Here is a 12,837-nt window from a genome sequence, read left to right as displayed (position 1 = left end):
AACCCTTACCGAATTGTCATTCAGTCGGATGCGTCAGCGCCGCAGCTCCAGCAGGTCCAGCGTCGACTCCTGCCGGGGCCAGGGCAGGGCTAGGCGGTAGCGGCTGGCGCCGACGCGCTCGAACACGCCAACCTGGTCCCGCTCGGGGTCGCGGCCGTAGCGGGCCCGCCCCTCGCCGCTTCCCCAGGCCGCAGCGCCGAGGAAGACAAGCCGGCGCGAGGCCTCGGGATAGAGAGTTCCGGCCTGGCGCTGCGAGCCCGTGACCTTTTCCAGCAGCAGATCCCCACCCGGCGTCAGCATAACCCGGCAACGGAACCAGCCGTAGGCGACAAGGCCGGGACCCGCGCCTTGCGAGCCCAGCTTGATCATCCGGCAGCGATAGGCGCCCGGCGTCGGCTGCGGGCGCGCCAGGGCCACGCGGGGATCGACCAGCGCCCCCAAGGCCCGCAGCTCGCGCGCGTGGCCCCGGTCCCGCGCCTGCGAGAGCGCCGCGTCCCAGGCCTCGTCCAGGCGCTCCAGTCGGCGGATGTCGGCGCGATCGGCGTCGGCTCGCCAATCGCCGGACGCCGCCAGCGCCGGGGTGGCGACCACCAGAGAGAGGACGAGAGCGGATATGGCGCGCATGGAGGGTCCCGAGCTCGAGGATCAGGATCCTAACGCAACCTGACGACGGAAGTTCGGCCAGGGCGCTCTCTCCAGAACCGCCAACGAAAAAAGGGAGCCGCTTTCACGGCCCCCTTCAAAACGTCGACGCTTGGCGGATCAGGCCTCTTCGGACTCCGAACCGGCCGGCGCGCCTTCGCCCGCCTCGAAGCTGCGCGGGGCGCGGCGGCGGCGGGGCTTCTTGACTTCCTCGCCCTCGGCCGACGGCTCGGCGGCGGGAGCGGCCTCGACGGCGCGTTCGGTCTTGCGCCCCAGGAACGCCGGAGCGTGGCTGACGGCGCCATCCTGACCGCGCAGCAAGGGCGAGCCTTCGCTGGCGGGCGCTTCGGCGGTCAACGGCGAGGCTTCCGGCTCGATCACGGCCAGCGGATCGCGGTCGCCGCGCGGCTGCCAGTCACGGTCACGGTCGCGGTTGCGATCGCGGCCACGACGACGGCCTTCGCGGTACTCGCCGCCCTGACCTTCGCCGCCCTCGCGGGCCTCGCCCTCGGCGGCCGGACGCTCGTCGCGATCACGGAAGCGGTCTTCGCGGGGCCTGTCGTCGCGCGGCCGATCATCACGCGGCCGATCATCACGGGGACGATCATCACGCCGGTCATCACGAGGGCGGTCATCACGGGGACGGTCATCACGCGGCCGGTCGTCGCGAGGACGGTCGTCGCGAGGACGGTCGTCGCGCCACCGGTCGCGGTCGCGGTCGCGGCGCTGGTCGCCGTCGCGGTTACGGCCTTCGCGGTTGTCGAAGTTGCGGTCGCGGTCGCGATTGCGGTCCCGGTCGCGGCTTTCGAAGCGGTCGCGGCGCTGTTCGCCGCCTTCGCCGCCCTCGCCGCCTTCGCCCTGGCCCTCGGCCGGCGTCTCGGGGGCTTCGGTCTCCTCCGGCGGCTCGGCCTCGAAGTCGATCTCGTAGGCCGCGTAGACGTCCTTGCCCACGATGTCGGCCACTGGACGATTCGGCTGGATGGCGCGCAGGACGCGGAAATAGTGCTCGGCGTGCTGCAGGTAGTTCTCGGCCAGCACCCGGTCGCCGGACGACGAGGCGTCGCGAGCTAGTTGCTGGTACTTCTCGTAGACGCTCTGGGCCGCGCCGCGCACCTTCACGCCTTCGGGGCCGTTCGAGTCGAACGCGCGGTTGGCGTTGTGCTGCTGAGGCTTGCCGCCGTTGCCGCCGCGATTATTGCGGCCGCGTTGGCGCTTCATGCCTTTGAAATCTCTCATGTTCTCTTCTGAACCTGTCCGGATGTCAGTCTTGAGCTGGCGCATCCGGCCTTGCTGGTCTCTGAGCGGGTCGAACCCTGTTGAGTTTCAGAGACACTGGTTTCCGTAGAGCCCCCACCCTGCTCTTTTCGGCGCGGCGACCGGCGGACCGGGCGCGCCTGCCGGGGGAGCCTCGCGAGCGTCAGTGACGCTTGCTTTTCCCATCACCCGGCGATCTGGAAGGAGACATGACTCGTCTAACGGTTCACGTCCCGGTTTCCAAGGGATTTTTCACCCCCGTGACAACGCGGTCGTGCGTCGACAGATCCTTGATCGTCTTGACCTCGCGCGCGCCAGCGGCGCGGAACAGCGCCTCGACGGCCTTGGACTGGTCATAGCCGATCTCGACGGCGAACATCCCGCCCGGCTTCAGCACCCGCAGGATCTCCGGCGCCAGCAGGCGATAGACGTCCAGACCGTCAGGGCCGCCGTCCAGGGCCAGGCGTGGTTCGTGGTCGCGGACCTCCGGCTCCAGCGTCTCGATCACCGCGGTCGGGATGTAGGGCGGATTGGAGACCACCAGATCGAACGACCCGTCGGAGAGACCGGCCGTCCAGTCGCCATGCATCAGGGCGGCGCGGGTGTTGAGGTCCAGATTGGCGGCGTTGTCGCGGGCCACGGCCAGGGCCTCGTTGGAAGCGTCCACGCCCAGCCCCCTGGCCGCCGGCCGCTCGGCCAGCACCGCCAGCAGGATCGTGCCCGAGCCGACGCCCAGGTCCAGCATCGAGAACGGCATGGCCTCCGGGAAGGCCTTCAGAACCTCGTCGACGATGACCTCGGTCTCGGGCCGCGGGGTCAGGACGTCCTTGTTCACCCGCAGCAGGATCTTCCAGAACCCCTTGCGGCCGATGATGTGGCTGACCGGCTCGCGCCGGGCGCGGCGGACCAGGAACTCCTCGAGCATGGCCTGCTGCTCGGCCGACAGTTCGCGATAGGGATCGGTGACGATTTCGGTGCGGGTGACGTTGGCGGCCACCTCCAGCATCAGGCGCGCGTCGATGGCGGGTTGATCGACGCCAGCGTCCTTCAGGCGCTCCTTGGCGGTGGTCCAGGCTTTAACGAGGGTCAGGGTGGTCATGGGCGGGGTTTAGCGGTTTGGCGGCCGGGAGGCGAGATTGAATGCGGTACCAGTTTTTGGTACCTTTGGGCCATGGCTAGCAAAAACACGTCTGTCACCCTCGGCGATCACTTTCAGACCTTCATCGATACGCAGATCGCCGGTGGGCGGTACGGGTCGGCGAGCGAGGTCGTGCGGGCAGGCCTGCGCCTGCTCGAAAGTCACGAAGCCAAGCTGGCGGTCTTAAGGGCGGCCTTAATCGAAGGTGAGAAGAGCGGTTTCATCGAGGATTTCGACTTCGACGCCTTTATCGAGGAAAGGCGGAGGGAGTCCAATACGCATGGCTTCCACGAAGAATGAAATCTTACCGCCTTTCGGTTCTCGCTCGGTTGGATCTCATTGAGATCTGGAACTATTCTCGCGATCAGTGGGGCGAGCGCCGCGCGGAAGCCTATCTACGCAGCATTCAAACCACCATCGAGACGGTCGCTAATAACCCGCACGCAGGCGGGCGGGATGATGCCCTCCGCAAGGGATATCGTCGACGCGCCGTCCAGTCGCATGTCATTTTCTACCGTGCTGAAAGAGGCGTCGAGATCGTTCGCGTATTGCACCAGAGCATGGACGCTAAGTCTCACCTGGGTTGATCAGGCCCCAGCCACCAAATGCCCCTCGGCCACCACGCCACCACCCGTCACGTTCAAATAGATCCCGCAGAACATGTGGCCGTAGTGGTCGAACAGCGCCTTCACCAGGTCGACATCGCGCTCGCCGGTCTCCGGATCGACGTGGGTCGCGGCGCATCGGACGATGGGCTTCAGGACCTCGGCGGTCGCGCCGCCCAGGCTCAGCGTCCGGCCCGTCCAGTCGTTCTCGACCCAGGCCGGCCAGCCCTCGACATAGAGATTGGCGCGGAAGCGCAGCGGATCAAGGTCGCGCCCGACCTTCTCGGACAGGTCGCGGACGCTGGCGAGATTCACGATCGAGACGTAGCCGGACCTGCTGTCCATGAAGCGGTGGGCGCCCGGCCCCTCGATCACCTTCAGCGGCCCCCGCGCCTCGTCTCCCAGCAGCGCCGCCAGCCAGGCCTCGAACGCCGCGCGGCCGGTCGGCGCGCGCAGATCGCCGGCGAAGTCGGGTCGCCCCTCCGCCTTGGCCGCGAACAGGCCGCTGTCCTCGTCATAGGCGGTGCGGGCCCTGGCCACGGCCGGGATCTTGGCCAGCACCGTGAACTTCATCTTCGAGACGTGGTCCGGCGCGGCGGGATCGAAGCCGCTGGGACCGTCCTCCACCGCATAGAGCCGGTCGCAGGGAAAGCAGGCGCCCGCCTCCAGCGTGGCGGCGTTCAGTCGCTCGGGCGTGAACCCCTTGACGGGGTGACGGTAGATCGCGGCGATGCGGGCGTTCATGATCGGCAGGATCAGGCTCGACTCAGCCCATGGCAAGGCTTGCCTCGCCGGGCGGGGAACACAGCGGGGCCGTAGGGGTTCTTGCTCAACGCGCTTCGGAGGGCGTTTCATGGCCGACGCTTCGCCGCGTTCGATCCTGTCCTGGCTGAAGTCGCGCCCGTACCATCTGGCGCCGTGGATCGTGCTGCTGGCCGCCGCGCCGTTCGTGCTGCCTCGCAAGTCGCGCGAGACGCCGCTGGCCGACCCGCCCGGCCTGTCGGAAGACCGCGCCATGCCGCCGGCGGAGTTCGACCAGGCCGAGCCGCGCCGCGGACGCGCCGCCCGACGCCCCGGACACATCCCCCTGCTGGGCTGGCGCGACATCCTCTGGCGCACCTGGCGCGAGATCAGCGTCGACCGCCTGCCCGCCGTGGCCGGGGGCGTGACCTTCTACACCCTGCTGGCCCTGATCCCGGCGATCGGGGCCTTCGTCTCGCTGTATGGCCTGTTCGCCGACGTGCGCACGGTCGAGCAGCAGCTGCGCGACATGGCCGGCGTCTTCCCGCCCTCCGTCGTCAAGATCGTGGGCGAGCAGATGCTGCGGCTGGCCAGCCAGGGCGAGGCCAAGCTGGGCGTGGCGTTCGGCTTCTCCCTCCTGCTGTCGATCTGGAGCGCCAACGCCAGCATGCGCGCCCTCTTCGACGGACTGAACATCGCCTATGACGAGGAGGAAAAGCGCCATCTGGTGCCGCGCACCCTGCTCAGCTACGCCTTCACCGTCTGCGCCCTGGCCTATGCGGCGGCGGCCTCGGGCGTGCTGATCGTCACGCCGATCCTGCTCAAGGCCGCGCGGCTGTCGGCGCTGGACGCGATCATCGCCCCGATCCGCTGGCTGATCGTGATGGCCATGACGGCCGTCGCCTTCGCCGTCCTCTATCGCTTCGCGCCCAGCCGGGCCCAGCCGCGCTGGCCCTGGGTGTGGATCGGAGCCGCCGCCGCCTCGGCCGGATGGCTGATCGGTTCGCTGGGATTTTCGATCTACGTCAACCGCATCGCCCACTACGACGCCACCTATGGCCCGCTGGGCGCGATCATCGCCTTCATGGTCTGGGTGTGGTTCTCGATCATGGCCATACTGGTCGGGGCCGAGCTGAACGCCGAGATCGAGCACCAGACCGCCGTCGACTCCACCACCGGCCCCGAACGCCCGATGGGCGAGCGCGGCGCGGCCATGGCCGACACGGTCGGGCTGGCCTTCCACCCCTGGGAGATGATCAAGCGCGAGGCGGGCGGCGTGAAGCGCATGGCCGGCGGGGCCTGGAAGAAGGTGCGGGGCCGTTAGAGGCCCGCGTCAGGCGCCGGGCGCGGCCTTGGCCTGGATCCGCGAGGGCTTGATGGCGCGCAGGGCGAACTTGAAGCCCTCGCCGTTGTCCTCGCTGAAGGCCAGGTCGTAGTCGGCCTGGTAGAACGCGCGATAGTCGGTCATCGCGGTTCGGCCCACCTGTTCGTACCTGGGCTGTTGCAGGAAGACCAAGGTCTCGGGCTGGATCACCCGCGTGTGGCCCGGATCGCCCCACGCCCATCGCGAGGTCACCGACGGACAGGTGGCGCACAGCAGGCCGCCGGGCTTGAGGATGCGCCAGAACTCGCTGAACTGCGCCAGGAAGAACCGCCAGTCGCCCTGCTGGCCGGTGTGCTCCAGCACCTCATAGGCGTGGATCTCGTCGAAATGGTCGTCGGCGAACGGATAGGGAAGGTTATTGAGGTCGTGGATGACGTCGGCCCCGGAGTGCGGATCGATGTCCAGCGTGGTGAGATCCTTCCACCCCGGATTGGACGCGTCGCCAACCCGCTTGTCGCGGCTGTTGCCGCAACCGATCAGAAGTTCCGGCATGCCCCATCCCTCGTCGACCTCGAAGGCGAGGTCCAACTCACGCTAAGCGATTCGACAAACGCCCGCTCGGCGATTTGAACGGAGGGGCCGCCCCCTTTTCGTATCCGGGCTCTCGCTCTAGGGTCCCCGCCCTGCTCCCACGGAACCGCCCATGCCGCTGCTCACGCTCTACAAGGACCATGAACTGGCCGACATCGCCGCCCTGGTGAACTCGGCCTATCGCGGCGAACTGGCGGCCAAGGGCTGGACTAGCGAGAGCTATCTGCTGGGCGGTCAGCGCACCGACGAGGCGTCCTTGCGCGCCGACCTTTCGGCCAAGCCCGGCTCCACCATCCTGACCTTCCGCGACGAGGATTGGGAAAAGCCCTACGCCTGCGCCTGGGTCGAGCCCACCGACGACCAAGCCTGGTACGTCGGCATGGTCACCGTCTCGCCCCTGCGCCAGGACGGCGGCCTGGGCCGGGCCATGCTCGAGACCTGCGAAGCCTATGCCAAGGCGCGCGGCGGCCAGCGCATGAAGATGACCGTCATCTCCGTCCGCGACACCCTGATCGCCTGGTACGAACGCCGCGGCTACCGCCTGACCGGCGAGACCCAGCCCTTCCCCTACGGCGACGAACGCTTCGGCGCGCCGCAACGCGACGACCTGGAATTCGTGGTGCTGGAAAAGGCGCTGTAGGGGCGCTATCGTCCAAGGACACGCCGCTTTTGGCGAGGCCCCCCCATACATGCGACGCTACATCCTGACCGGCGCCCCGGGCGCTGGGAAAACCGTGCTGCTGCGCGCCCTCGAACGCGCCGGCTACGCCGTGGTCGAAGAGGCCGCGACGGACGTGATCGCCCTCTCACAAGCCGAGGGCGTGGCCGAGCCCTGGACCGATCCCGGCTTCATCGACGCTATCATCGCTCTCCAGGGGCGCCGCGAAGCGCGCGCTGTCGGCGACCCCATTTTCTTCGATCGCTCGCCGATCTGTGCGCTGTCGCTGGCGCGCTTCTTGGGTCATCCGGTGTCGGTGAAACTGCGAGCCGACCTCGATCGGATCAAGACCGAAGGCATCTACCAGCGGCGGGTGTTCCTCATCCGGAGCCTGGGCTTCGTGACGCCCACCGCAGCGCGACGGATCAGCCTTGAAGACGCCCTTCGCTTCGAGGAAGTGCACGAGGCCGCCTACGCCGAGCTGGGCTACGACCTGATCGCGATCGTTCCAGACAAGCCCGACAGGCGCGCGGCGGCGGCGTTGGCCCGCATTACCGAAGCTTAAGTAGCTCCCCGCCCCGAGGCGCGGTCACATGCCCGCGCTTTCCGATCAGGGGTTCTCCATGTCGCTCAAGTTCCGCGCCGGCGCTGCGCTCTCGCTCGCTCTCCTGGCCTCCACGCCGGCCTGGGCCGCGCCGACGCCCATTCCGGTGGGCCAGCCGCTGGCCCGGTTCGACAAGATCAAGCCGGTCGTCAACCGCTACCTGCGCTACCGTCAGGTCGGCGACACCCTCACCCCGATGGACGTCTGGACCCGCGAGATCCGCATCGAACCCGACAAGGCCGGCGTCAGACGCCTGCATATCGTCCAGCACTGGGACGGCGCGACGCCGGGGACCGTCAAGACGCTGGACAGCTGGTTCGAGCTGAGGACCTTCCGTCCGTTCACCCACGAGCGCCGCACCACCGGCAAGGACGGCCAGACCAAGGTGGAAGGCTTCGAGTTCAAACCCGACCGGATCGTCGGGCTGAAGGATCTGCCCGGCAACGCTCAGGCCGCCTACGACGTCGCCACGCCCGAACCAGCCTTCAATTTCGAGACCGACACCGAGTTCCTGCAGACCCTGCCGCTGGCGGCGGGCTACGAGGCGCGGATCGTCTTCCATCACCCCGGCGGCGGCGCGCCGGCGCCCTATGTCTTCAAGGTGACGGGGGCGGAGACCCTGACCAGCTCGGCGGGCGGCAAGGTCGACTGCTGGGTGGTGACCACCGACTATAACCACCCCGAATGGCCGCCGGCCCGCTTCTGGCTGGCCAAGGACAGCCAGGTGGTCCTGAAGGTCGTCTCGCCCGCGCCGGACGGCTCGGTTTGGGTGAAAACCCTGCTGTGGTGACCGCCTAGATCACCGCGCGCGAGCGCTCGCCGACCTCGCTGGAAAGCGCACCGGCGACGATCTCCAGGCCGCGCCGCAAGGTCTCGCGGTCGGGCACCGCGCCCAGGCAGACGCGCACGCCGCTCTCGTGGCCAGCCTCGACCACGGGCGCGGACGGCGCGGTGACCTCGGCCCCGCCGCGCAGGGCGCGTCCAGCCAGGCGTTCGGCCTCCAGTTCGCTCATGGGCAGCCAGACGTGCGGGGCCATCTCCGAGCGCGGGGCCTCGATCGCCGCGCCCAGCAGCGCGCGGGCCATGGCCAGGCGCTCGGCGGCCTCGACGCGAACCTCGGCCAGGATCATGTCGGCGACGCCGTCCTCGATCCACTGGGTGGCGATCAGCCCGCCGAAGGCCGGCGGCGCGTAGACCGTCGCGCGGACGGCGTCGAGCAGGCGTTCGAACCGCTCGTCCGAGGGCGCGACCACGAAGCCTGCGCGCAGGCCCGGCGCCAAGGTCTTGGAGACCCCCGAGACGTGATAGGTCCGCTCGGGCGCCAGCATGGCGAACGGCGGCGGGGCGTCCTCGGCGTAGGCGCCGTAGATGTCGTCCTCGACCAGGGTCAGATCGTGCTTGCGGGCGATGGCGACGATGGCGTCGCGACGCGAGCGGCTCATGATCCGGCCGGTCGGGTTCTGCAGGGTCGGCAACACGGCCAGGACTCGCGCGCCCGTCGCCAGGACAGCCTCTTCCAGAGCGTCGGGGCGCAGGCCCTCGGCGTCCATCGAAAGACCCCGCAGGCGCCAGCCCCGGTGCTCCACCAGGGCCTTCAGCCCATGATAGGCCAGGGCCTCGGTCAGCACGGTCTCGCCCGGACGCAGCAGCGCGCCCAGGGCCAGCGACAATCCCTGCAAGGCGCCGCCGCAGCAGATCAGCCGCCGCCAGTCGACGGTCTCGTAGCTGCTGGTGCGCGCCAGCCACGCCGCGCCCGCGCGCCGCTGGGCCTCGTGCCCCATCGGCGGGGCGTAGGCCAGATGCTCAAGCAGATCGGCCCGTCGGCGCACCCGCGCCAGCGCCTCGGCGATCCGCACTCCGGCGGGCGACGACAGGGCGATGTTCTGGGCCAGGTTGATGGGGCCGTCGTGGATCGGCGGCCGGTGCGAGGCTGGCGCGTTGACGAAGCTTCCACGGCCGACATGGGCGCTGACCAGGCCTGCTTTCTCGGCCTCGACATAGGCGCGGGTGACCGTGCCCAGGCCCACGCCCAGCCGATAGGCCAGGTCCCGCTGCGGCGGCAGGCGCGATCCCGCCGCCAGGGCGCCCGAGCCGATGTCGGCGCGCAGGGCCGCCACCAGCCGCTCGTAAAGCGGCGCCTCGCCGTCGGGAATGCGTGGGGTCCAGGCCGGGGCCACCGAATGTCTCCTATATTGTCATCATGACAATATGCAATTTGACTCTCGATACAATGGAAATCATCACAGTGACATTCCACGCTCGCCAATCGAGACAAAGGAGCCGTGATGACCTCCGAACTGCTGCTCGCCTATGTCCTGTTCTGCTTCGCGACCGCCGGCACGCCGGGGCCGAACAACATGATGCTGCTGGCCTCGGGCGCGAACTTCGGCTTCCGCCGCACGGTGCTGCACATGGCGGGCGTCAGCTGCGGCATGGGATTCATGGTGCTGTGCATGGGCCTGGGGCTGGGCGGCGTGTTCAAGGCTTTCCCCGTGCTCCACGAGATCCTGCGTTGGGCCGGGGCGGCCTACATGCTGTGGCTGGCCTGGAAGATCGGGACCGCCACCAAGGTCAGCGACGGCCGGGTCGGCGCCAAGCCGATGACCTTCTTCCAGGCGGTCGCCTTCCAGTGGGTCAATCCCAAAGCCTGGGCCATGGCGCTCGGCGCGGTCACCACCTACGCCCCGGAGGGCGGCGCCTGGACGGTCATACCGCTGCTGGCGGCGATCTTCACCGTGGTCGGCGCCCCGTGCAACGCCGCCTGGGCGGGCTTTGGCCAAGGCATGCGGCCGTTCCTGGACCGTCCGGCCGTGCTGCGGACGTTCAATGTCGTCATGGCCGTACTGCTGGTCATCTCGCTCTATCCGATGATGATCGAGCACGGAAAGGCCCCGCCCCTGACCGCCCGCGCGCTGGCCGTCGACGCCCCGGCGATCGTCGTGACGCCCTGGCGAGGCTGACGCGCTTCTAGGCCGCGTCCGGCTCCGGCGCGGCCGTCAGGCGCAGGCGGCCGCCCTGGGCGACCAGGGCGTCGATCGCTTCGGCGGGAACCGGGGCGCTGAACAGATAGCCCTGGACGTGGGCGCAGCCGATGGCCCGCAGGATCTCGCGCTGCGCCGCCGTCTCCACGCCCTTGGCCATGACCGCCAGGCCCAGGGCCTTGGCCAGGCGGATGATCGCCCCGACCACCGCCTCGGCGTCGTCGTCCAGGCCCAGCGGCGCGACGAAGCTGCGGTCGATCTTGATGCGATCGATCGGATAGCGCCGCAGATAGGCCAGGCTGGAGCAGCCGACGCCGAAATCGTCCAGCACCAGGGAAAAGCCCATGTGGCGCAGACGCTCGACGGTGTCGCGGGTGGCCTCGTCGCTGCCCAGCAGGGCGCCCTCGGTGATCTCCAGCTCCAGCTGACGGGGATTGACGCCGGTCTGCTCCAGCAGGACCGCGACCTCGTCGACAAAGCCGGCGCGCCGGATCTGCTGTGCCGAGACGTTGATCCCCACGCGCAGGCCGCGCCAGCGCAGGCTGTCCTCGAAGGCCCGGCGCACGACGTAGTGGCCCATTTCCTGGCTCAGGCCACAATCCTCGGCCATGGGAATGAAGGCGTCCGGCGGGATCTCACCCCGCGTCGGGTGCTTCCAGCGGGCCAGGGCCTCGACCCCGACGACGCGGTCGGCGGCGTCCACCTGCGGCTGGTATTCCAGGCGCACCTCGCCGTTTCGAAGCGCCGCGCGCAGGTCCTCTTCCAGGGCCCGGCGAGTCTTCAGGGCGGCGTCCATCTCCGGTTCGAAGAAGCTGTAGCGCCCTCGCCCCTGATCCTTGGCGCGATAGAGGGCAACGTCCGCTCGCCGGGCCGCCTCCGCCGCGCCGATGAAGGCCTCCGCGGGCTCGACCAGCGCCACGCCCACCGAACCGCTGACGAAGAGAACGCCGCAGGACAGCTCCATCGGGCCGCACAGCGCCTTGATCAGACGCTCGGCCAGCACCGCCGCGCCGTGGGCGTCGAGGTCGCCAGCCACCACGCCGAACTCGTCGCCGCCCAGGCGGGCCACCGTCTCGCCGCCCCGGCAGACGGCGGCCAGGCGCTGGCCCACCTTGCGGATCAGCTCGTCCCCGGCCGCGTGACCGTAGGTGTCGTTGACCGCCTTGAAGCGGTCGAGGTCGATCGCCAGCACCGCCATGGCGCGGCGCTGACGGTCCAGGCCGTCGATGGCCTGACGCAGGCGCTCCTCGAACAGCAGGCGGTTGGGCAGGCCCGTCAGGCCGTCATGCAGGGCCAGATGCTTGGCTCGCGCCTCGCTGGTGATCAGCCCCTCGGCGACCAGCCGTCCGCGCCGGGCCAGCACCACCGTGGCCAGGGCCAGGGCGCAGACCACGATCATCACCGGGCCGATGGTCTTGCGCAGCAGCCGCTGACCCGGATGCGGCGGGATCCAGTCGAGGGTGGCGACGATGCGCCCGGCCGCGTCACGCAGCGCCAGGTGAGCGTCGCCGGGCTGGGCCGTGGCGTCCGCGTGGTGCAGGTGCAGGCCCGCCAGCAGGAAGCGTTCGCCGAACGCGTTCAGGACCGGCCCGTCCAGCTTCAGGGCGGTGACCACCGCCGGCGCCCGCGCGTGTCGGATCACCGCGAGGCCGAAGTCGGGCCGCACCAGGCTGGCGGTGACGAGATAGACGCCGTCTCCCAGTTGGGCCGCGGCGCTGACCTGCACCGGATCCGAAACCACTCCGCCATGGTCCGAGGGTCCCTTGGCGGACGGCGAGGCGCGTTCGAGCGCGCGCAGCCTGGCCGTCAGCGGCGCCAGGACCCGGGCGCGCCGCGCGGCCTCCTCGGGCGCCAGGTTCTGGTGCCCCTCCTGGGCCAGCCGCACCCGATCTTCGCCGTCCAGCACGAAGACCTGGTCGAAGCCGGACTGCTCGATCAGATAGGCCCCGATGTTCCGGCGCGCCCAGGCGTCGTCGTAGCGATTGTCGAGGCGACGCACCGCCTCGTCCCAGAGAACCTCCGGAACCAGGCCGCTCTGGACCTCGTGGACCTTGGCCGCGACGCCGCGCGCGACCAGGACGCGGTCGTGGCGCTGGGCCTCACGGTCGATCTGCCCCGCCAGCACCACCATCACCGACAGAAGCAGCACCACCATGCCGATGGCGATCAACGCCAGGGGGGCGGACAGCTTCTTTTGCAGCCGCGTCATCGCGCGGGATCTCCTTCGTCGGTTGCGAGATCACCGTTCGCGGAGAATGGCTAAGCTGGGGCTAAGGATCACCGCCGCCGGGACGCGGCC

General features: G+C 69.5%; 14 protein-coding genes and 1 pseudogene. 7 read left to right on the top strand and 8 right to left on the bottom strand.

The annotated features are described in order from the left end of the window. Positions 1–33 precede the first annotated feature (33 nt). The 4 genes and pseudogenes from VJ655_RS07415 to prmC all read right to left on the bottom strand — a co-directional run bounded on the left by VJ655_RS07415 (position 34) and on the right by prmC (position 2,995). Positions 34–624 (bottom strand): DUF4893 domain-containing protein, encoded by a 591-nt coding sequence (locus VJ655_RS07415; protein WP_324110426.1) that lies wholly within the window; start codon positions 622–624, stop codon positions 34–36. Positions 625–762: 138 nt separating this feature from the next. Continuing rightward, positions 763–1,878 carry a DUF4167 domain-containing protein gene (locus VJ655_RS07410; protein WP_324110425.1) on the bottom strand — a complete coding sequence of 372 codons (1,116 nt, stop codon included), beginning with the start codon at positions 1,876–1,878 and terminating at the stop codon, positions 763–765. Then, a pseudogene (locus VJ655_RS21050) lies at positions 1,875–2,082 on the bottom strand (hypothetical protein). Before VJ655_RS21050 ends, VJ655_RS07410 begins: the two are co-directional and overlap by 4 nt. Positions 2,083–2,122: 40 nt before the next feature. After that, positions 2,123–2,995, bottom strand: a complete 873-nt coding sequence (gene prmC / locus VJ655_RS07405; protein ID WP_324110424.1) for a peptide chain release factor N(5)-glutamine methyltransferase — start codon at positions 2,993–2,995, stop codon at positions 2,123–2,125. A gap of 72 nt (positions 2,996–3,067) precedes the next feature. On the opposite strand from prmC, the gene VJ655_RS07400 reads away from it, so the two are divergent. Both VJ655_RS07400 and VJ655_RS07395 read left to right on the top strand, forming a co-directional pair. After that, complete coding sequence (locus VJ655_RS07400; protein WP_324110423.1) at positions 3,068–3,334, top strand: type II toxin-antitoxin system ParD family antitoxin; 267 nt, start codon at positions 3,068–3,070, stop codon at positions 3,332–3,334. Further along, positions 3,331–3,621, top strand: coding sequence for a type II toxin-antitoxin system RelE/ParE family toxin (locus VJ655_RS07395; protein WP_324110422.1), 291 nt, complete (start codon positions 3,331–3,333; stop codon positions 3,619–3,621). The genes VJ655_RS07400 and VJ655_RS07395 overlap by 4 nt, the downstream gene beginning before the upstream one ends. On the opposite strand, the gene VJ655_RS07390 is transcribed toward VJ655_RS07395, so the two are convergent. Beyond that, positions 3,622–4,383 carry an MOSC domain-containing protein gene (locus VJ655_RS07390; RefSeq protein ID WP_324110450.1) on the bottom strand — a complete coding sequence of 254 codons (762 nt, stop codon included), beginning with the start codon at positions 4,381–4,383 and terminating at the stop codon, positions 3,622–3,624. Between the two features lie 109 nt (positions 4,384–4,492). On the opposite strand from VJ655_RS07390, the gene VJ655_RS07385 reads away from it, so the two are divergent. Continuing rightward, positions 4,493–5,704: a YihY/virulence factor BrkB family protein gene (locus tag VJ655_RS07385; protein WP_324110421.1), complete on the top strand. Its 1,212-nt coding sequence runs from the start codon at positions 4,493–4,495 to the stop codon at positions 5,702–5,704. Between the two features lie 9 nt (positions 5,705–5,713). On the opposite strand, the gene VJ655_RS07380 is transcribed toward VJ655_RS07385, so the two are convergent. After that, positions 5,714–6,256 carry a class I SAM-dependent methyltransferase gene (locus VJ655_RS07380; protein WP_324110420.1) on the bottom strand — a complete coding sequence of 181 codons (543 nt, stop codon included), beginning with the start codon at positions 6,254–6,256 and terminating at the stop codon, positions 5,714–5,716. Positions 6,257–6,407: 151 nt separating this feature from the next. Here VJ655_RS07380 and VJ655_RS07375 point away from each other — a divergent pair, with 151 nt between their 5' ends. Genes VJ655_RS07375 through VJ655_RS07365 form a run of 3 tightly spaced genes read left to right on the top strand, consistent with a single transcriptional unit; the run spans position 6,408 to position 8,347 of the window. After that, a complete protein-coding gene (locus VJ655_RS07375) occupies positions 6,408–6,935 on the top strand; it encodes a GNAT family N-acetyltransferase (protein ID WP_324110419.1) in 528 nt (175 codons plus the stop codon). Positions 6,936–6,984: 49 nt separating this feature from the next. Further along, the gene (locus VJ655_RS07370; protein ID WP_324110418.1) at positions 6,985–7,518 is read left to right on the top strand and encodes an AAA family ATPase; all 534 of its coding nucleotides are present in this window, start codon (positions 6,985–6,987) and stop codon (positions 7,516–7,518) included. A 58-nt stretch (positions 7,519–7,576) separates the two neighbouring features. After that, a complete protein-coding gene (locus tag VJ655_RS07365; RefSeq protein ID WP_324110417.1) occupies positions 7,577–8,347 on the top strand; it encodes a hypothetical protein in 771 nt (256 codons plus the stop codon). Positions 8,348–8,351: 4 nt separating this feature from the next. Here the strand turns inward: VJ655_RS07365 and VJ655_RS07360 are convergent, their stop codons facing one another. Further along, entirely contained in the window at positions 8,352–9,734 is a 1,383-nt protein-coding gene (locus VJ655_RS07360; protein ID WP_324110416.1) for a PLP-dependent aminotransferase family protein, read from the bottom strand. Positions 9,735–9,842: 108 nt separating this feature from the next. Between VJ655_RS07360 and VJ655_RS07355 the strand changes: the two genes are divergently transcribed. Then, on the top strand, positions 9,843–10,517 hold the full coding sequence (locus tag VJ655_RS07355; protein ID WP_324110415.1) for a LysE family translocator: 675 nt from the start codon (positions 9,843–9,845) through the stop codon (positions 10,515–10,517). 7 nt (positions 10,518–10,524) lie between these two features. Here VJ655_RS07355 and VJ655_RS07350 read toward each other — a convergent pair whose 3' ends face one another. Continuing rightward, complete coding sequence (locus VJ655_RS07350) at positions 10,525–12,747, bottom strand: putative bifunctional diguanylate cyclase/phosphodiesterase (RefSeq protein ID WP_324110414.1); 2,223 nt, start codon at positions 12,745–12,747, stop codon at positions 10,525–10,527. Positions 12,748–12,837 lie beyond the last annotated feature (90 nt).

This window comes from Caulobacter sp. (assembly GCF_035254145.1).
Classification (GTDB): domain Bacteria; phylum Pseudomonadota; class Alphaproteobacteria; order Caulobacterales; family Caulobacteraceae; genus Caulobacter.
This window is presented reverse-complemented; position numbering and strand designations above follow the sequence as displayed.